16 protein-coding genes are annotated in these 18,502 nt (G+C 68.0%); 13 read left to right on the forward strand and 3 right to left on the reverse strand.

Annotation, left to right across the window (positions count from 1 at the left end):
- A partial coding sequence (locus HY703_10495) for an alkaline phosphatase family protein (GenBank protein MBI4545616.1) occupies positions 1-671 on the reverse strand: 671 nt, incomplete at its 3' end.
- A gap of 379 nt (positions 672-1,050) precedes the next feature.
- On the opposite strand from HY703_10495, the gene HY703_10500 reads away from it, so the two are divergent.
- The 13 genes from HY703_10500 to HY703_10560 all read left to right on the forward strand — a co-directional run bounded on the left by HY703_10500 (position 1,051) and on the right by HY703_10560 (position 16,685).
- Positions 1,051-1,257, forward strand: a complete 207-nt coding sequence (locus HY703_10500; GenBank protein MBI4545617.1) for a hypothetical protein — start codon at positions 1,051-1,053, stop codon at positions 1,255-1,257.
- 65 nt (positions 1,258-1,322) lie between these two features.
- On the forward strand, positions 1,323-1,940 hold the full coding sequence (locus HY703_10505; protein MBI4545618.1) for a metal-dependent hydrolase: 618 nt from the start codon (positions 1,323-1,325) through the stop codon (positions 1,938-1,940).
- Between the two features lie 719 nt (positions 1,941-2,659).
- Positions 2,660-2,950, forward strand: a complete 291-nt coding sequence (locus HY703_10510; protein ID MBI4545619.1) for a metal-sensing transcriptional repressor — start codon at positions 2,660-2,662, stop codon at positions 2,948-2,950.
- A 10-nt stretch (positions 2,951-2,960) separates the two neighbouring features.
- Positions 2,961-3,299 (forward strand): hypothetical protein, encoded by a 339-nt coding sequence (locus HY703_10515; protein ID MBI4545620.1) that lies wholly within the window; start codon positions 2,961-2,963, stop codon positions 3,297-3,299.
- Positions 3,300-3,623: 324 nt separating this feature from the next.
- The gene (locus HY703_10520) at positions 3,624-4,202 is read left to right on the forward strand and encodes a sigma-70 family RNA polymerase sigma factor (GenBank protein ID MBI4545621.1); all 579 of its coding nucleotides are present in this window, start codon (positions 3,624-3,626) and stop codon (positions 4,200-4,202) included.
- A complete protein-coding gene (locus tag HY703_10525) occupies positions 4,199-4,492 on the forward strand; it encodes a zf-HC2 domain-containing protein (GenBank protein ID MBI4545622.1) in 294 nt (97 codons plus the stop codon). Before HY703_10520 ends, HY703_10525 begins: the two co-directional genes overlap by 4 nt.
- Before the next feature lie 132 nt (positions 4,493-4,624).
- Positions 4,625-5,977 (forward strand): TolC family protein, encoded by a 1,353-nt coding sequence (locus HY703_10530; GenBank protein ID MBI4545623.1) that lies wholly within the window; start codon positions 4,625-4,627, stop codon positions 5,975-5,977.
- Positions 5,978-6,024: 47 nt separating this feature from the next.
- Positions 6,025-7,227: an efflux RND transporter periplasmic adaptor subunit gene (locus HY703_10535; protein ID MBI4545624.1), complete on the forward strand. Its 1,203-nt coding sequence runs from the start codon at positions 6,025-6,027 to the stop codon at positions 7,225-7,227.
- Between the two features lie 58 nt (positions 7,228-7,285).
- Positions 7,286-10,651, forward strand: a complete 3,366-nt coding sequence (locus HY703_10540; GenBank protein MBI4545625.1) for an efflux RND transporter permease subunit — start codon at positions 7,286-7,288, stop codon at positions 10,649-10,651.
- A 50-nt stretch (positions 10,652-10,701) separates the two neighbouring features.
- Positions 10,702-11,175 (forward strand): DUF302 domain-containing protein, encoded by a 474-nt coding sequence (locus HY703_10545; GenBank protein MBI4545626.1) that lies wholly within the window; start codon positions 10,702-10,704, stop codon positions 11,173-11,175.
- A 44-nt stretch (positions 11,176-11,219) separates the two neighbouring features.
- Positions 11,220-11,693, forward strand: coding sequence for a DUF302 domain-containing protein (locus HY703_10550; protein ID MBI4545627.1), 474 nt, complete (start codon positions 11,220-11,222; stop codon positions 11,691-11,693).
- 143 nt (positions 11,694-11,836) lie between these two features.
- On the forward strand, positions 11,837-12,991 hold the full coding sequence (locus HY703_10555; GenBank protein ID MBI4545628.1) for a DUF2911 domain-containing protein: 1,155 nt from the start codon (positions 11,837-11,839) through the stop codon (positions 12,989-12,991).
- A 1-nt stretch (position 12,992) separates the two neighbouring features.
- Entirely contained in the window at positions 12,993-16,685 is a 3,693-nt protein-coding gene (locus HY703_10560; protein MBI4545629.1) for a fused MFS/spermidine synthase, read from the forward strand.
- A gap of 210 nt (positions 16,686-16,895) precedes the next feature.
- Here HY703_10560 and HY703_10565 read toward each other — a convergent pair whose 3' ends face one another.
- Positions 16,896-17,237, reverse strand: coding sequence for a heavy-metal-associated domain-containing protein (locus HY703_10565; GenBank protein MBI4545630.1), 342 nt, complete (start codon positions 17,235-17,237; stop codon positions 16,896-16,898).
- Positions 17,238-17,408: 171 nt separating this feature from the next.
- Entirely contained in the window at positions 17,409-18,365 is a 957-nt protein-coding gene (locus HY703_10570; GenBank protein ID MBI4545631.1) for a transporter, read from the reverse strand.
- Between the last annotated feature and the right edge of the window lie 137 nt (positions 18,366-18,502).

Consider the following 18,502-nt stretch of genomic DNA (forward strand, 5'->3'; position numbering starts at 1 on the left):
AGTAGCAGGTGCGGCCGGCGCTCGGGCGGCAGTCTCAGCCAGGCCAGGGCCGTGTCCACCCGCGCCTCGTTGGGGACCCGCGCGTTGTAGAGCCTGTAGTACGTGGGGCGCACGCCCTGGATCGGCGCCTCCGTCCCCACCCAGAAGTAGGCCGCGCTGACCACTCCCTGCTTTTCGGCCGTCACCCAGATGGGCTCGCCGCCGTACCAGCGCCCGTCCTGCACTGCGGAGCGGTCTCGCATGCGGTACGTCGCGCCCAGGCCCGGGTCATAGAACTCGTTACCCACCAGCCCGTGGCGTTCCGGGTACAGCCCGGTGGCGATCGAGTAGTGGTTGGGGAAGGTTTTCGCGGGGAAGACGGGGATCAGCGCGTCGGCGCGGGTGCCGGCCTGCGCGACTCGCCGGAAGTTGGGCAGCTCGAAGCGGTCCAGGTAGTCGTGGCGAAAGCCGTCGAAGGAGACCATGATGACGTAGGGGCGCTCGCTCGAGTTGCCCCGGAATCCGTCTGCCGGCCGGGGGCCGCAGGCCAGTGCCTGGGCGAGGGCGAGGAGCGCCAGCAGGAAGGGCGCGGCTGCGGTGGAGAGGCGGCGTCGCCACCGACGGTGTTCTCCGTGCGCGCGCCCTACCGGCGAGTTCGGGCCCGTGTGTTGCACCATTGCCAGACGCTTCATTCCTGCTGGAGGCTCCTACTGGCTCGTCACTGAAATTCCGGTGGCATTCGACTGCGGCTGCATCCTGAGCCACTTGAGCCACTAATGATCAGCCGATACAGGGTACGCCCCGGTCCCGGGCGTGATTATCTTACAAACTTTGTTCCAGGCCGGCTTGCGGCGCCGTCCCGTCGGGCGCCGGCGCGTAGCCCCTTCCACGTTCTGCTACGCATTTTCGCCGTCGGCAACGCGATCCGCAACTTCGAGAGCGGCTGGCAGACTGCGCCGCAGCCTGATTCGTTGTTGGCGCCGGGGAACCTTCCGACTCTACAAACCGGTTGGAACACTCGACGGCGCGAAGAGGAACGCGCTCCAGTCACAACATCATCAGGAGAAATGGATGCGTTCAGTATGGGCGGGGCTACAAACGGCGGTAGTGGTAGGTGCGTCGCTCTCGGTCATTAACCATCCGGAACTGCTGAGGGGGCGTCTGCACGGCTCCATGATCCCGCCCTTCCTCAAATTCGCGGTCCCGTTCCTGGTGGCGGTGCACTCGCGCTGGCGGCTGTCCCGCGAATGGCGCAGCCGGACGACCGAGCATGAGTGAACGCGCGGACGGATCCCCCGCGGGGACGGCGTGGGCGGGTCCCGAATGAGGAGAGCTTCGGCGCCATGATGACGCCGACCCATTTCCTGGTCACCGGCTTTGCCGTACACCGGCTGCGCAGGACGGGGACCCCGGTGCCTCTGGGCCCGGCGCTGCTCGGCGCCGTGCTGCCCGACTTCCCGCTGGCGCTGCTGACGCTATGGTACTTGGCGGTGCCGCGGGCAGCCAACCCGGCGACGGGGAATGATGTGTTCGGAGAGCTGTACGACCGGTACTTCTTCCACGAGCCGGCCTGGATCGCCGCCCACAACGCGCTCCACGCCCCGCTCATCCTGGCGGGGTTGTTCGCCGCCGGCTGGGCGCTCGCCCGGTGGGGAAGGACCGGGGGGATGGCACTGTGCTGGTTCGCAATCTCGGCGGCAGTGCACACCGCGCTCGACACCGTGAGCCACCACACCGACGGCCCGCTGCTCCTGTTTCCTGTCGACTGGTCCTTCCGCCTGCAGGCGCCGGTGAGCTACTGGGACCCGCGCTACGGCGGCGCCATCTTCGTGCGACTCGAAATCGCGCTGGACGTGCTGCTCGCCCTCTACTTCCTGGCCGCCTTCCTCGAGCGGCGGCGCGTCCGCGGCGAGCCTCGGAGCGAGCGCCCGGGCGGGCCACGCGTTGGCGCCGCTTCCTAGCGGCCGCCCGAAGGCGGCCCCGGTGACTTCGCACCTGGGGATCATCGCCAGTCGTTCTAGATACCCCATGGGGTACTTGACTTCATACGGGCCAGGGTATAAAATGGAGCCGCGGGATCCGTCCGCGTTTTTCGCAGGGACACATACCCCACTGGGTATGAAGCCGCGCACGAAACACCTCGTCCATCGAGGCACCGGAGCCATGGCCGGCGCCGATGCCGATGGCGCTTCGCTGGTCCTGCTGGATCCGGAAGCTCTCGCCCCTCTACTTCGGGAGCTAGACGGCGTTGAGCGGGACGTCCGGCGGATTCGGGCGCTGCTCCGGGCCGGGGAAGAATGCATGGGCCTACTGGATACGATCTGTGGAATCCGGGACAGGATCGAGCGCTTCGCCGGGATCCTCCTAGACGCGCATCTGGAGGATTGTTTCCGGGGCGGCGTCCGCTCTCCGGGTGGCGGAAGGCGAATCCGGCAACTCGCCGCGAGGCTGCCACACGCCCTCCGGCGGCTCTAACGGTCCGGCGGGTTGCCCTCCGGCGTAGACCTGGCTGGGCACCGGGGGTCCGGCCGAGCGCGCCGTGGAACGATCCGATACGCCGGATCGTTACAGGGTGGGGGCGGATGCACCGGCCGGCGCAAACGAAACGAGGACGCGGCAGCGCGCTCCGCCGCCCCCAGGCGCGTCGGCGGCGCGTGCCGGACGGCACCGGAGATTGGACATGGCCGACGCGAAGTCCCTGCACCTCGATGCAATGATGGCGCGCCAGCTCCGCGCGGATCTGAGCCACCTCGAGGGCGAAGTATGGAAGATCCGGCGGCTGCTCTCGACGGATCAAAGCTGCGAGGAGGTCATCGCCGCCTTCCTGCGCCTCAAGGCGGACGTGAACCGGATCGCGCACGAAATGCTTCGCGGGCATCTGGAGAGCTGCGTCTTCCGCCGCCCCTCGCTGGAAAGCGACGAGGAGGGGCTGCGCTCGCTGCGGTTCCTTCTGGACAGCGCCCTGGCCTGACGGGAGCGAAATGAGCGCCGAGATCTCGGAACTTTGCGGCCATTACGCGATCGTGCTCCTCCGCGACATCGGGCCATTGAAGGTATTCGGCCTCGCCTCTCCGTGCTGCATCGCCCGGGTGGTCGCCGCCGATGAGGTGGGCCTCTGGATCGAGCATCCGAGTTGGGGGCGCGGCTACCTTCCGGCCCCGCGCGTCGCGCACGTCCTCATCCGCTGGGAGAACCTGGAGTCGCTGGCCGCATTTCCCGGCCTCGCGCTCGACGACCTGGAGCTGAGCTGCATCATTGACGCACGGGACGAACTGCACGCCCATCCCGTCGGCTTCCAGGCGGCAGCGAACGCGCAATGAAGGAGCGGGGATCCATGATCCCCAGGTGGCCGGGGGCGAGCCGTCGTGGTCTGACGCCGCCAACAGCGGGCATTGGCAGCCGCGATCCGGCGGATGGAACGACAACGGTCGACGAACCGTTTAGTTGCTGATTAGTTGCTGAGACCGCATTTGACTCGCACCTGACCCGAGACCAGGACGGAAATGCCAACCGAGCCGGCCAGAGCCAGCCATTCGTATGGCCTCCCACATACCCATGGGGGTAATTGGGCCGGCCAACCGCGGGCCACCGTCGTAGCGCCTGCCGGGAGTGGCCACCGGGGTTTGGCCTCCAAGGATCCGAGCGTGTCGAGTGGCTGGGCAGACCGGCGCCGGCGCGCGGACTTCGAGCGTGAGGCGCTGCCTCAGCTTTTGGCGCTCTACTACTTCGCCCTTAGGCTTGCGGGGGACGAGGCGCTGGCGGAGGACCTGGTGCAGGACGCCTGCCTGCGGGCGTACCGGTCCTGGGATCGCTACACGCCGGGCACGAACTGCAAGGCCTGGCTGATGACGATCCTTTACCGGCTTTTCCTGGATCGGTCCGAGCGTGCGCGGAGGCGGGTGGGCTGTGAGGGCGAGGCGGCGGAGGAGCCTGGCTTAGCCGTGGAGCCTGAGGTGGAGGCGGCAGTTTTTGACCGCGTTCTCGACGCGGAGGTCCAGCAGGCGCTGGACCAGCTTCCGGAGCGGCTCCGCGCCGTGGTGGTGCTGTCGGACCTGGAGGAGCTGCGCTACGCCGAGATCGCGGAAATCCTGAGCATTCCAGAAGGGACGGTGAAGTCGCGGCTGTCGCGGGGCCGGGAGCAGCTCCGGAGTAGTCTGCTCGGCTACGCTGCGGCCCGGGGCTACGGGCGGAATTCGGCCAGTGCGGAGCTGCAGCGCACATGAACGCGAAATCCGAGGTGGGCATGTCGGCGTCCGAGATGAGGTGCAGGACTGCGCTCGAGTTGCTGCACGAGTACGTCGACGGTGAGCTCCCCGCGCCGCTGGCCGCGCGGGTGGACGCGCACCTGGGCTCCTGTCCGGGCTGCCCGAAGAAGCTCGAGCTCGAGCTGGCCTTCCGGGAGGTGCTCCGACGGCAGCGGGAGCGGCGGCACCTGCCGGGGGGTCTTCTTGAACGGATCCTGGCGGCGCTCGGCCGGGATGCCGTTCCCCGTGGGCTCAATATTTGGAGGTAGGAGGGGGGTGTTGTGAACGGCGCTCTGGCCCCGAACGCGATGAGCACGGCAAACACGGTCGAGGATGCGTGGGCTGAGAAAAGGGCCGCACCGGCGCGCACGAGCCCACGCCCCCGCATGGTGGGGGGGCTCATGCAGCGAATGCTCTGGCTGGTTGTCTCTGCGGCATTGCTCTGGCCCGCGCCTCTGCTGGCGCAAAACCCAGAGTTGGCCGGCGGTCCCATCTCCCTCGAGCAGGCGCTCCGCTTCGCTCTGGATCGGAACCCCCGTCTCGCCTCCGCGCGCTACACGGCAGACGCGGCCGCGGCCCACTACGACTACTGGTCGCGCTCCCGGCTGCCCAACGTGACGCTTTCCGGCCTCTACGAGACCTTCCCCGCCGAGAGCAAGCTCCAGACCATGCGGCACATGGACATCCCCCGCACCGCTGGCCCGGAGATGCTCGATTTCTTCCGCCGGCAGTTCCAGCCCACCGTCTACAACGTGCAGGCGGCGGTTTCGGTCCCCATCTATACTGGCGGCCAGCTTGGCTCCCGGATTGCCGCCGCCGACTACCTGGCCGAGGCCGCCGAAGCGTCGGCCACCTCCACTCGCGACGACATCGTCTTCGGCGTTACCTCCGTCTACCTGAACGTGCTGCGACTGCAGAAGGTGGTGGCCGCGACGGAGGCGGCGGTGCGCAGCCTGGAAGAGTCGGCGCGCGTGGTCGAGCAGCGCGTGGAGGCCGGGTCCGCACCGCTCCTCGACCTCTATCGCGTTCGGACCCGTCTCGCCAATACCCGCCAGGAGCTCACGCGCCGGACGGGCGCGCTGGCCAAGGCGAAGACCCACCTGCTCGTGCTCATGGGCGTCGAGGACGTGCTGCAGGCAGTCACCCTTTCCGACACGCTCACGTACGTGCCACGCGACTACGACCTGAGGGCGGCAGTCGCGGAGACGCTGCGCCGGCGGCCGGAGTTCGTCGCCCAGTCCCACATGGTCCACGCCCGGAGCAGCGCGACGCGCGCCGCGCAGGCGGGCTACCTGCCGCAGGTCTCCTTCAACGCCTTCTACAAGCAGGCGTACGGCACGCGGGCCGACATGTGGCGCGACGACGCCGGCGTCTTCGTCAATGTCTCGTTGGGGTTCCTCGACCCCGTGCTCTCCTCGCAGGTCCGCGAGGCGCGCGCGGCGGAGCATGCGGAGGAGCAGCGCCTGCAGCAGCTTCGACTGGAGATCGTGCGCCAGGTGGAAACGGCGTTCCTGGACCGGGGCGAGGCGGAGAAACGGATTGGCACGGCGGAGGCCGCCTTGCGGGAAGCGCGCGAGGCGCTCCGCATCGAGGAGCTCAAGCTGGAGACGGGCAAGGGCGTGATCAACGACCTGCTGGATGCCCAGGCCGATCTCCTCGAGGCCGAGGTCAATGACGCGAACGCTCTGGCGGATTACAACATCGCCGACGTGGCGCTGCGCAAGGCGATCGGCGAGATCGAGTTGCCCCGGTGATGGGCGTAGAACCGACGAGCACCGCACCTCCCACGAGGTTTGAGTGAATGACTACTCGGCTTGGCACTCCGCTGAAGACCCTCGGGAAGCGGATAACCCGCCTGCCACCAGTCCAGAAGGCCGCCTCAGCGCAGACGTGGCGGAACGGCAAGGTATACCTCGAGCGCCACCCCGGGGTGAAGAAAGTCGCGGTCACGCTGGTGATCCTATTCGTCATCTGGAAGGCCTCGACAGCGATTGCGGCCTTCCTGACGCGCCCCCGCATCGACATGACCATGAGCCCGATTGCCGGGGCGGTGGCCGTGTCCGTCGAGGCGGCGCAGCGCGGGCCGATCGCGCGGACGGTGACGTACACCGGGTCGGTGCGGCCGATCACGGAGGCGCCGATCAACCCGCGGATCCAGGGCTGGGTCCGGCAATTCCTGGTGAATGCCGGCGCCCGCGTGCGTGCGGGCCAGCCGCTGGTCGTGCTGGACCGGGAGGAGATCGGCGGGGAGTATGCCCAGGCGCGCGCCCATTACGATTTCATGGCCCGCGAGTTGGAGCGGGCGGAGAAGTTGTTCAAGGGCGGCGCCATCTCCCAGTCCGAATACGACCGAACCAGGATGCTGTACGACGAGGCGGCGGGGAGAAAGCAGGCGCTTGAGGCCAGGCTGGAGTACACCACGCTGCGCGCGCCGATCGATGGCCTTGTCACGCACCGGGTGGAGACCATCAACCTGGGCGAGTTGGTCGGACCCGGCAACCACCTGCTCACGGTAGCCGACGTGTCCAGGGTACGCGTCCAGGTGAAGGTGGCCGAGAGCGATCTGCCGTTCGTCCGCACTGGCACCGAGGCCCGTGTGCGCTTCCCTACCCTCACCCTCCCCACGCGCTCCGAACCGCTCCAGGCCAGGGTTTCCACCGTATTCCCGGGGCTCGAGCCGGTCACCCGCACCAGCACGGTCGAGGTCGTGATCGCCAACCCCGAGGGCCGGATCAAGCCAGACATGTACGCCGTGGTCGATTTCGTCCTCGAGAAGCGCGACCGGGTGGTCGTCCTGCCCCACCGCGCCATCCTCGATGTGGAGGGAACGCCCACCGTCTTCGTGACGGACGGCGTCACCGCCACGGCGAGGCCCGTCACCCTGGGCGTCGCCGGGGCGGACCGCGTCGAGATCGTGGACGGGGTCGGCGAGGGCGAGATGGTGGTCGTGAAGGGGAACCGCGGACTGGTGGACGGCCAGCCCGTGAAGCCGGTTCAGTTCTAAGCAGGTCCCGGCCCGGGTGCAGACGGCGAAGCACGCGTAGCCACGGGAGGATGCCGCGATGGTCGAGCTGCTGAAGAAGCTCCCGAAGATCTCGATCGAGAAACCGATGCTGATGATCCCGGTCATCATTGTGATGATCGCGAGCGGGATCATCACCTACTCCAAGCTGCCTAAGGAGCTCCAGCCATACCTGGAGAATCCGACGGTCGGGATCGTCATCCAGTACCCGGGCGTCGCGGCCGAGGACATGGAGATGTACTTCGCCCGGCCGATAGAGCAGAAGATGTCCGTGCTCAACGACGTGACCTTCATCCGCTCAAATTCCCAGGAGGGACGCACGGAGGTCATCATCGGGTTCGAGTACGGATCCGACATGAACCGCAGCAAGGTCGACGTGCAGACTCTCCTCTCCAACATGCTGAACGAGCTGCCGTTCGACCGGGACAACACCACGAACCCCTGGGTCGTACACGTCGCCAACGACAACGTCCCGATCCTGGACCTGAACATCAGCCGGAAGGGCTACGATGGCGTTCGCCTGCGCGAGTTCGTCGAGAACGTGCTGCGCGACGAGATCGAGAAGATCGACGGCGTGCAGTCGGCCATCCCGTACGGCGGCAAGCGGCGCCAGGTGATCATCGAGGTGGATCGCGACAAGCTCGCGGCCTACCGCCTCGGCCTCATGGACATCAAGACGGCGATCGAGCAGCAGTACCTGAGCCGCGCGGCGGGCAAGCTGCGCCAGCAAGAAAACGAGTTTCTGGTGCGCGCCACGATGATCCCAGAGGATCCGAGCAAGCTCGGGGACATCCCGGTCAGTGTGTGGCAGGACAAGGTGGTCTACCTGCGCGACGTGGCGCAGGTGAAGGATACGCACGCGGAGGAGACGAGCGCCTACCACTACAACGGGAAGCGCGGCCAGCTCCTCATGGTGGTGAAGCAGCCCGAGGCGTCCGACTTCACGGTGATCGACAAGGTCCTGAAGAAGATGGACGAGTTCGTTGCGGAGTATCCCGGGCTCTCCTTCCAGGTGGCATACAACCGCAAGGACTTCCTGGAGACCATTATCGAGAACGCCTGGCACGAGCTCATGCTGGCGTTCATCATCACCGGCCTAGTGGTGCTGGTCTTCATCCGCACGGTCACGCCCACCTTCATCGTGCTGCTCACGCTGCCGGCGGCCATGGCCGCCTCCTTCAGCCTCTTCCCGCTCGGCAATCTGACGATCAACACCCCGACGCTCATGGGGATCACGTTCGTCCTGGGCAGGCTGGTGGACGACTCGGTGGTGCTCATCGAGGTCATCAACCGGCACCTCAAGATGGGCAAGCCCCCCAAGCAGGCGGCTCTGCATGGGTCCTACGAGATCCTGCTGCCCAACTTCCTGTCGGCGGCCACCTTCATGATCGCGCTCACGCCCAACCTGATGCTGGGCGGCTCCATGGGGACGGGGTTCCGCGGCATGACCTTCCCCATGATCATGGCCATGGCGTTCTCGACCTTCCTCTCCTTTACGCTGAACCCGATGATGGCGGCATACCTGTACAAGCCGTACAAGGAGATGCTCGAGAACCCGATCGACCAGTTCCTGGGCCGTATCCTCTCGCCGTTCCGGTGGCTGATCGATCAGGTGGTGAACCTCTACCGGCACGTGCTGCCCTGGGCGCTCGACCACCGGGTGATCGTCGTGGCCCTGGGCCTGGCCTCCATGTACGTCGCCTACAAGATCTGGCCGACGCTGGGCTGGGAGGGCATGCCGCTCCAGGACACGGCCCAGGCGGTGGGCGAGGCGGAGGCGTGGCCGGGCACATCGCTCCAGGAGACCGAAAAGATCGTCTCGCGGATCGAGGAGATCCTGGTCCGGCAGCCGGAGACCCGGAAGGTCTCGACGCAGATCGGACTCGAGCCGGCCTTCGGGACCTACTTCTCGGGCTACGGCGTGCGCACCATCAACCGGGCCTTCTTCAAGATCACGTTCGCGAACAAGGAGGAACGCGTCTGCCAGTTCTACCACCGCTGGCTCGATCCGATCTTCCACACCTGTCGGAAAAAGACCGGGCGCGACATCTGGGAGATCATGGACGGGGTCCAGCAGGAGGCGCTCGCGTCCATCCCCGGCATTCGCAGCTTTTGGCTGATGGAGATGGGTGCCGCGCCGGTCAACACGGCCCGGGCGCCGATCGAGGCGGTGGTCAAGGGGCCGGACCTCCACACGCTGGCCCGGATCGGCGAGGAGGGGAAGCAGATCGCAGAGCGGACGCCGGGCGTGGTGCAGCCCTTCACGAGCTGGTCCATGAGCATGCCGCAGTACCACCTGGTCATCGACCGGGTGCGGGCCAAGGAGCTCGGCCTCGCCGTGCCGCAGATCGCCATGCAGGCGTACTACGCGCTGAATGGCGGCATGACCTCCGAGTTCTTCAAGCCGGAAGGCGCGCTGGGTCCGCAGCGGCACTCCCGCTTTCTCATCCGTTACCGGCCGGAACAGCGCCAGGATCCGAGCGATCTGGCCAACGTGATGATCACCACGCCCAAGGGCGACCAGGTCCCCCTGCGCGAGGTGGCGCGCTTCGAGCTGCAGCAGGGAACCGACCTGATCTACAAGGAGGACCTCCAGTACGCCATGAGCGTGCTGGGCCAGTACCGCGGCGTCGGGCTCAAGATGGCCACGGCCGGCGTGGTCATGGGGATCAAGACCTCGGTCGACCTGCCCAAGGGCTACACCGTGCAGCCCAAGGGGATGATGCTGGACATGCTGGACAACGTATACCGGCTGTACGGGGGCCTGGCTCTGGCACTATTCTTCCTCTTAGTCCTGCTGCTGCTCCAGACCCAGTCGTGGGTCGCCACGCTGGCGATTCTCATGGACGCGCCGCTCGAGGTCTTCGGCGCCATCTACTTCCTGAGGATCCGCGGCTTCTACTGGTCGCCGCCCGTGATCTGGGGGCTCACCATCGCGACCGCCGCGGTGATGGCCACCGGGATTTACCTCACGGACAAGATCGAGGCGGAGCGCAGGAGCGGGAAGAGCCGCCGCGACGCGATCCTCACCGCGGGACCCATCCGGCTTATTCCCGTGCTCATGACGGCGATCACCTTCACGGCGGCGTTCATCCCGCCCATGTTCGCGCCGCCCACGGGCATGGACCGCTTCCGCCCCATCGCGACCGCGCTGGTCGGCGCCATGATCAGCTCGACCGCGCTCAGCCTGATCGTGGTCCCGGTCTTCTACAGCATCTTCGACGACGTCAAGGAGTTCCTGTTCCAGGTCTACAGCGCGAAGCCCGCGCCGCGCCTCGCGCCCGCCCCGGTTCCCGCCCTCGAGCTCGAGGAGGCGCTGGCGCCGGCAGGGATGGGTGGTGACGGGGAGAACCTGGACGCCGACAACCGAAACGATTACCCCGCGGGACGGAACGAACGTTCCTGACCGCTTACCTTCACGCGGAGGAGACCATGTGTTGTCCAAGGAGTTCTTCGGTGCTGGCCGCAGCCCTCGCTCTGGCGCTCTCTGCCTTCAGCCCGGCGCGCGCGTTCGCCCAGCAGGAGAAAATGGGTGGTATGGCAGGGATGCCCGAGGGGCGGGCGATGGGGATGTCGAAGTACGGTTTCAGCGAGACGGTGAGCCGGGTCAAGCAGGCGATCACGGACCAGGACCTGATGGTCGTCTTCACCGCCGACCATCAGGCCATGCTCAGCATGGTGGGCAAGCAGAGCAAGGGGATGCTCGCCATCGAGTTCTTCCACCCCCGCTACGGCAAGACGATCTTCGAGACGAACCACGCTGCCGGCCTCGAGATCCCGCTCCGACTCGTCGTCATGGAAGGGGACATGGGCACCATGCTCAGCTATGAAAAGCCGTCCTATACCTTCGCCAGGTACAAGGGACTCGAGGGCCTGGGCCAGGCGCTCGATGGGGTGCTGCAAACCATTGTCGCGTCCGTGGCCAAGTGAACGCGACGGTGCTGGGAATGCGTAATCTCGGTAAGGAGGAACTGATGCGTTACCGTGTGCTCCTCGTCGCTGCGCTCGCCGCGGCCGTGTGGCTGGTGCCGAGCCCCGCCTTCGCGCAGAAGGAGATCAAGGTCAGCGAGGTCGTGGTCGAGTACATAAGCCCCCTTCCCTATACCCAGGCGGTGGCCAAGCTGGAGGCCGCCTTCAAGGGAGCGGGGCTCGTGGTCATTGGCGAGCCCAACTATCAGCAGATGCAGCGCATGGTAGGACGGGAGCGCCGCGGCTCAAAGGCGTACTTCGTCTTCCGGCCCGATCTCGGGACTCCCGTCTTCGACAACGACTATAACGCGGCTCTCGAGATCCCGCTGAAGATCCTCTTGTACGAGCGTGAGGACAAGAAGACGGTCATCCGCTACCTCAAGCCCTCCGCAGCGCTCGGAAACTACAGGGGGCTTGGGAGCGTCGGCAAATCTCTGGACGAGCTGCTCAGGAAGGTCGTGAGTCTGGCGTTGCGTTAGCTGAAGCGAGGGACGCTGCGGCGTGGCACGAGGGCCGTAGCGCACCCCGTACGAGAACGGAGCAGGCCCACCGGGACGCACGCTTTCTACGGGGGGCGACCAGCGCGCCCCCCGTTGTCGTCCCGGCCGGTGCGGGAGACACCATGCATCGACTGCTTTTACTCTTTTCGACAACCTTCCTCTCCGCCGGCCCGCTCCTGGCTCAGGTGCGGGCCGACAGCGGCGCGTTCGTGCTCCGGCTCGGTCGGGATACGGTGGTCTTCGAACGATACGTCCGTACGGGCGATCACCTTCTCTCCGAAGCCGTCTGGCGGAGCCCACGGGTCGTCCTCCAGCGCGTGGAAGCGCGGCTCAATCCAGACGGCTCGCTGGCACGCGTCGACGGAGCGGTCTACGACCCAAGCACATCGCCGGGCGCACAGCCCGTGAGCCGTACATCCGTCGTGCTCCGCGGCGATTCGACGCACTTCACCGCCGGCAGTGGCGGCAGTCGACAGAGCTGGTCCTTCCCCGGACGTGCGCACTTCTCCCCCGCGCCGCAGGTCTTCGCGCTTTTCGAGCTCCTGGCACGACGGGCGCCACGAAACGTGGGCGACAGCGCGGTCCTGACGCAGATGAGTCCGGCCGGGCCGCGCCCCCTCGTGGTCCGGCGCTCGGCTCGCGATTCCGTGACCGTCTCCAGCCGGCAGCTCGGGACGATGCACGCGCATGTGGACGAGGCCGGGCGGGTGTGGGGCCTGGACGGCCGGTCATCCTCCTGGGGCTTCGTCGGTGAGCGTCGGGCCTGGGTCGATCTCGACTCTGTCGCGCGCGCCTTCCTCGCGCACGAGAACCAGCACGGCGCGCTCGGCGAGTTGTCGCCGCGCGACAGCGTAGTCGCACTCGCGCACGGCGCGCGCATCCAGGTGGATTACGGCCGGCCCTCGAGACGCGGGCGCACCATCTTCGGCGGGGTCGTCCCCTGGGGCCGGGTGTGGCGGACCGGGGCGAACCTCGCGACGCACTTCACCACGGATCGAGCGCTTTCGTTCGATGGCAGAACGCTGCCGGCCGGAACGTACACGCTCTGGACGATTCCCGGGCCCGCCGAATGGACGTTGATCGTCAACCAGGAGACGGGGCAGTGGGGCACGTTCTACGACGAGACCAGAGACCTGTGGCGGATTCCGATGCGTACCCGGCGCACGCCCGTTCCGGCCGAGCAGTTCACGATCCTGATCCAGGCGCAGGGGGAGGGCGGAGTGCTGAAGCTGGTGTGGGAAACGACGGAGGCATCGGCCGAGTTCAGAGTGAAGTGAGATGCCGGAGACCGAACCCCGTCGGGCGACTGGCGTTGGGCGAAGCACCCTGATCAATGCGCCGCGCCCCGGTCGGGTGACCTCTCTGCTGCGGGTGTGTTTTGTTTTCTCGGGCGGCGCGGCGCTCCTCTACGAAGTGGCCTGGCTCCGGCTCCTCGTGCTGGTGTTCGGCACGACCAGCCTGGCGGTCGCGACGTTGCTCGCGGCGTTCATGGCGGGGCTCGGCCTGGGGAGTTACGCGTTCGGCCGGATCGTAGACCGCTGGGGACGCCCGGTCCTGCTGTACGGGCTCCTGGAGCTCGGGGTCGGTGCCTACGCCCTGCTGGTGCCCACGCTCTTCCAAGCCCTGGTGCCGGTGTACCAGTGGGCATGGGCGAGCTTCCACCCCTCCGGCGCGGCGTTCAGCCTGCTCCGTTTCGGGCTCGCGTTCCTCGCGCTCCTCCTGCCGACCGCGCTCATGGGCGGGACGCTCCCGATCCTGAGCCGCTATTTCGCTCGCAGCGAGGAGGAAGCCGGGTTTCGCGTCGGTCTGCTTTACGCGCTCAATGCACTCGGCAGCGCGGCGGGCGCGTTCGCGACCGCGTTCTTCCTTCTTCCGGCCCTGGGTCTCCAGCGGACGATTCTCGTCGGTGTGGCAGTAAACGCCGCGGTCGGCGCCATCGCCCTGCTGCTCGCTGCGCGGACGAGGGCCTTGGCTGTCCCGGCGCCCGCAGCGCCGGGCGCAGCGGCGTCGCGCCCGCGCGCGCCGGCAACCGCCTGGATGCGGGCCGTGCTGGCCGTGTTCGCCCTGTCGGGATTCCTCGCCATGGCCTACGAGGTGGCGTGGACGCGCCTGCTCACGCTGGTGCTGGGGTCTTCGACGTACAGCTTCACGCTGATGGTGACCACGTTCATCCTGGGGATCGCGCTGGGAAGCGCGGCCATGGCTCGCCCCGCGGATCGCATCGCCTCGCCCGTCGCGTCCTTCGGCGTGGTCCAGGCGGGCATCGGACTCGCCACGCTACTCGGCCTCACGCTGGCCCATCACCTGCCCTCGTACTTCCTCTCGCTCTTCTACTGGACGGGCGGGCGGTCTCCCCTCTTCACGCTCGGCCAGTTCTCCCTCTCGGCCCTCGTGATGCTCCTACCTACGCTGCTCATGGGGGCGGCTTTCCCCGTGGCGGTACGCGCATTGGCGCGGGGCGCGGCCGCAGTGGGCAGCACGGTCGGCAAGGTCTACGGCGCGAACACGGTCGGCGGTGTCCTCGGGGCCGTGGGCGCCGGGTTCTGGCTGCTGCCTCGGCTCGGAATCCAGGAGACAATCCTGGCGGCGCTCGTCGTCAACCTGGTGGCCGGGGGCGCCCTCATCGCGCTCGCGCCCGGGCTCGGGGGGCGGTCCCGGGCGCTGCTGGCCGGCGGATCCCTTGCCGCCGTCGTGCTCGCCGTGGGCGGCGCCCCCCGCTGGGACCGGCTGGTCATGTCCAGCGGCGTGTACCGGGAAGCCCCCACCCTGCTAAGCCTTTACGGCTCCCCGCGGGGCGCCCTCCGCCTGCTGGAGAATTACGACCTCATCTACTACCGCGAGGGGACCACAGCCACGGTCACGGTTGTCGCGCGACCCGTCCTGGCCGACCGGCGGCACCTCGCCCTGGCGATCGACGGCAAGGTGGACGCGTCCACCGCCGAAGACATGGCGACGCAGGTCCTGTCCGGCCACCTCCCGCTCATGCTCGCCCCGCGGCGCGAGCGCGTCCTCGTCATCGGCTGGGGGAGCGGCGTGACCGTCGGGTCCGCCGCGCTCTACCCGGTCCGCTCACTCAGCGCCATCGAAATTGAGCCGGCCGTCGTGGAGGGCAGCCGCGCCTTCGAACACATGAACCACCGGCCGCTCGACGACCCGCGGCTCCGCCTCGTCACCGACGATGCCCGCAACTACCTGCTGGCGGCACGCGACACGTTCGACGTGATCGTTTCCGAGCCCTCCAACCCCTGGATGAGTGGGCCGGCCAAGCTGTTCACCCGGGAGTTCTTCGAGCTCGCGGCCGAGCGACTCACGGCGAAGGGCGTCTTCGCCCAGTGGGTTCAGCTCTATGGGTTGAGACCGGCTTCCTTCCAGGCCCTGGTGCGCACGTTCGTAGGCGTCTTTCCCCACACGTACCTGGTGCAGACAACCGAGGCCGACCTCCTCCTGCTTGGGTCGCGCGCGCCGTTCGCGTTGGATGCGCGGGCGCTGGCTCGTTGGCTGGCCGATCCTGGGATCGCCGCTGACCTCGCCCGTGTTGGCGTGCGCCTGCCGGCCGACGTGCTCGCCCGCTTCCGCCTCGGGCCGGGCGAGACCGCGGCACTCGCGGGCGCCGGCGCGCTCAATACGGACGACAACGGACTGATCGAGTTCGCCGCGCCCAGGGCGCTGTACGAGCAGACCATCGACCAGAACTTACGCCTGATCGAGCAGGCCGGAAATGGCGTGCTGCCGTACCTTTCGGCCTCCGCCGGGCCGCGGGACGCGGCGCGCCTGCAGCTCGAGCTGGGAGAGAGCTTGCGTGCGGCCGGTCACGCCCAGGAGTCCATCGCCGCGCTCCGTCGCGCGGTCGAGCTTGCCCCATCGCCGAGCGCATACACCCTGCTCGGGAACGCCCTCTCCCGAGCGGGCAGCGACCCCGGCTCGCTCGAGGCCTGGGGGCACGCGCTCCGCCTCGATCCGCACTACCTGCCCGCCCGCCTGGCCCGCGGGCGCCGGCTTTTCGAGAGAGGGGATCGGGCCGCCGCGGCCGCCGAGTTCACCCTGGTTACGCGCGCGCACCCGCGCAGCCGGACAGCCTGGACCCTGGCGGCCCTGGTGGCGCACGCGCAGCAGCGGCCGGAGGCGGCCCGGGCCGCCCTCGCGCGAAGCGAAGCGCTCGCGCCCGAGCCCGGGGGCGAGCTCGAGGAGCTGCTACGTCCGTACCTGGCGTACCGGCTCGCGCACGCGGCCACGAGCGGCGGCCGCGACGCGAGCCGCATGCTCGGCGACTTCGTGGAAGGTCTCAGGGCGTGGCGGCAGGCGCTGCATTGGGAGCCTGCGAACGCGGAGAGCGTGGACTCGCTCTGGTCACTCGTGAGCCGTTCCTTCCCCCGTGACCCGGAGCTGCGCTCGCTCCTGGAAGCCGAGGTCTTGCGGCCACTCACGGGCTTCTTTTCCGGGCTCAACCATTACGTGCTCGGCTACTACGACCGGGCCGTCGAAACTCTCACGACTGTCCAGGCAGACGCGGGCCGTAGGCTGCCGCTGGCCCACTATTACCTCGGTCTCGCCCACTGGCGCTCGGGAAATGCCGCGGCTGCAGCGAGCGCGCTTGCGCAGTTCCTTGAAGAGGTGCCGCCCGCGCGCCGGAGGGGACCGACCTCTGCCGATGCCCGCGTCCGCCTCGAGGCGGCCCTGCACGCAGCCGGTCAAACGCGGCGCCCTGCCGGGCCCCGGCCACCAGGCAAGGCGCGGCAGGCGCGAGCCGACCCGCCCGGCCAGCTTTATGCCGCCCGCTTGGGGAATTTCTATTCTAGTAGCCCAGGAACTTCGCGATGGGGAGGGAGAGGTAGGCGGCAAAGAAGCCGAGCGCGTAGGCCGCCACGGACACCCAGTACAGGCGGCGGAGCCACCGGCCCAGCGGGTGCGTGTAGTGGCAGACACCGCCCGGCTGACATGCCCGCCCTGACCGGTAGAGCGCCCAATAGTTGACCGCCAGAAGCAACCCGGCGAAGGCAAAGACCCACAGCTTGTGGCGGGTGAGCGCTGCCAGCCAGGGCGCAGCGCTGACCAACGAGACAACCACGCTGCCGGCACCAAGGGATACCAGCGCGATGGGCAGCGCACAGCAGACGAGGGTCCCGAGCACCGCGACGGGCGCCACGCCGGTGAGCGCCTCCCGCCAGCGAGCGGCCACAGCGCTCATTTCCGAGCACTCGGCGCCGCCCCGCGCCTCTCAATTCGTCGGATCGCGAAGCCAGCGTCCTTCACGGTCTTCCGCAGAGTGGCATCCGTCACCACGCTTCCCGGCTTCAGGTTCAGGTGAACATGACCCTTCTCCAGGGCCACCTCGACCTCGTCGACGCCGTCCAGCGCCCCCAGCTTCTTCTTCAACCCGTAGGCGCACAGCGGACAGGCCAGGCCGTCCACCGTCAATACCACTTCGCTCGGGGCAGCCTCGACCTGCTTTGCCGTCTGAGCCGGCCTCGGCTCCTGAGCCCAGGCCACTGGTGCCAGCAACGCGAGCGCCACCGCCGCGATCATGATTGCGCGCATACCGCCAACCTCCATTCCACAGCTATCCGAAGAGGGCCTGGAGTGTCATATACCCACCCTGGTATGGGAACCCGCGCTGCCGGACAGCAGTTCCCCCTGGACAGCCAGGCCCACCAGGCCGCTTCCCGTGTCGCGCTTTGGGGTTGCCTGCCAGGGCGCTCATGGCCCGAACGGGTAAAAGACTGTTCGCGCGCCAATGGCGAGGGACCAGTCCGGACCGAGCTGGGTGCCTCGCAGCTCACGAAGGATGGGGAGCTGGAACGATGCCTCGAACGCCCAGTTGGGCAGCGGGATGAGCTGCACCCCGGGCGACAGGAAAATCGTGTGACCTCCCGTGTCGCTGACGGGATCCCCCTGCCGCGTGGCGCGGCCAACGATGGCGCCGTTCACTTCCAGGTAGGCGGCCAGAGTGGCGTCGCGCTCCGACTGGTAGACGGCGGGGGAGAGCCGGTAGCCCAGCGCCAGGTCGTAGAGCCATTGGCTGCCGGGGCGGACTCCGAACTCGCTACCCAGCGCGCGGGAGTATCCCAGGCGCGCGTGCACCCCCAGGCGGTCGTGCACGTGGCTGTATACGGCCTGCCCGATGGGGTTCACGGTTCCCGCCCCCAGGCGCAGCGCAGCCGCCAGGGGCACGCCATCCTCCTGCGTTTCGCCCGTGGGGAAGCTCGCGCCGCCAAAAACCGCGAGGCGACGGTTCCCGGCTATGAAATCCCGGGCCAGGAGCTCCTGCTTGACCACGAGGAAGGCGTCGCCAAAGCCGCGATTCGACCGACTGGCGCCGCCGCCGGCCCGGAACGTCTTCCACACGTAGGGGATCCCTGCCATTACGGTGGTGGTCGGCGTGACGCCGTAGGGCACGACGAGGGGCAGCAGGTCTATCCCGAGGCGCACTCTGTCCCGGTTCAGGATTTCCTCCCCGTCCCGCAGCACGGATCGCATCTCGATGTGCTGGAAAAAGCTGCGAATGCTGCTCTCGGCCAGGGGCAAGGGCATGGCCGTGGGCGTGTGGAAGGGAATAGCCTGCGCCGGGGCCTCCGCCGCTAACGCCAGGCTCCCGAGTACGCCGGCCAGCGCGAGACGCGGTAGGCCTCTCGTGACGCCTCGCCGGCTGCTCATGCCCCTGGCCCCGCGGCTTGCGCGCGCTGCACGCGGTAGCCCAGGGAGGTAACGGCTTCCTCGATCTCCGCCAGGCCGATCTGCTCGGCGCGATAGGTCACGCGCACACGCTTCACCTTGGCGTCCGCGTCCACCTC

This window comes from Gemmatimonadota bacterium (assembly GCA_016209965.1).
In the GTDB taxonomy this organism is placed as follows: domain Bacteria; phylum Gemmatimonadota; class Gemmatimonadetes; order Longimicrobiales; family RSA9; genus JACQVE01.

Bases quoted from the DNA above. Each gene is read 5' to 3' on its own strand.
- HY703_10530 (MBI4545623.1), top strand. From the start codon at position 4,625: ATGCAGCGAATGCTCTGGCTGGTTGTCTCTGCGGCATTGCTCTGGCCC.
- HY703_10560 (MBI4545629.1), top strand. From the start codon at position 12,993: ATGCCGGAGACCGAACCCCGTCGGGCGACTGGCGTTGGGCGAAGCACC.
- HY703_10540 (MBI4545625.1), top strand. From the start codon at position 7,286: ATGGTCGAGCTGCTGAAGAAGCTCCCGAAGATCTCGATCGAGAAACCG.
- HY703_10550 (MBI4545627.1), top strand. From the start codon at position 11,220: ATGCGTTACCGTGTGCTCCTCGTCGCTGCGCTCGCCGCGGCCGTGTGG.
- HY703_10535 (MBI4545624.1), top strand. From the start codon at position 6,025: ATGACTACTCGGCTTGGCACTCCGCTGAAGACCCTCGGGAAGCGGATA.
- HY703_10565 (MBI4545630.1), bottom strand. From the start codon at position 17,237: ATGATCGCGGCGGTGGCGCTCGCGTTGCTGGCACCAGTGGCCTGGGCT.
- HY703_10505 (MBI4545618.1), top strand. From the start codon at position 1,323: ATGATGACGCCGACCCATTTCCTGGTCACCGGCTTTGCCGTACACCGG.
- HY703_10570 (MBI4545631.1), bottom strand. From the start codon at position 18,365: ATGAGCAGCCGGCGAGGCGTCACGAGAGGCCTACCGCGTCTCGCGCTG.
- HY703_10515 (MBI4545620.1), top strand. From the start codon at position 2,961: ATGAGCGCCGAGATCTCGGAACTTTGCGGCCATTACGCGATCGTGCTC.
- HY703_10555 (MBI4545628.1), top strand. From the start codon at position 11,837: ATGCATCGACTGCTTTTACTCTTTTCGACAACCTTCCTCTCCGCCGGC.
- HY703_10500 (MBI4545617.1), top strand. From the start codon at position 1,051: ATGCGTTCAGTATGGGCGGGGCTACAAACGGCGGTAGTGGTAGGTGCG.
- HY703_10510 (MBI4545619.1), top strand. From the start codon at position 2,660: ATGGCCGACGCGAAGTCCCTGCACCTCGATGCAATGATGGCGCGCCAG.
- HY703_10525 (MBI4545622.1), top strand. From the start codon at position 4,199: ATGAACGCGAAATCCGAGGTGGGCATGTCGGCGTCCGAGATGAGGTGC.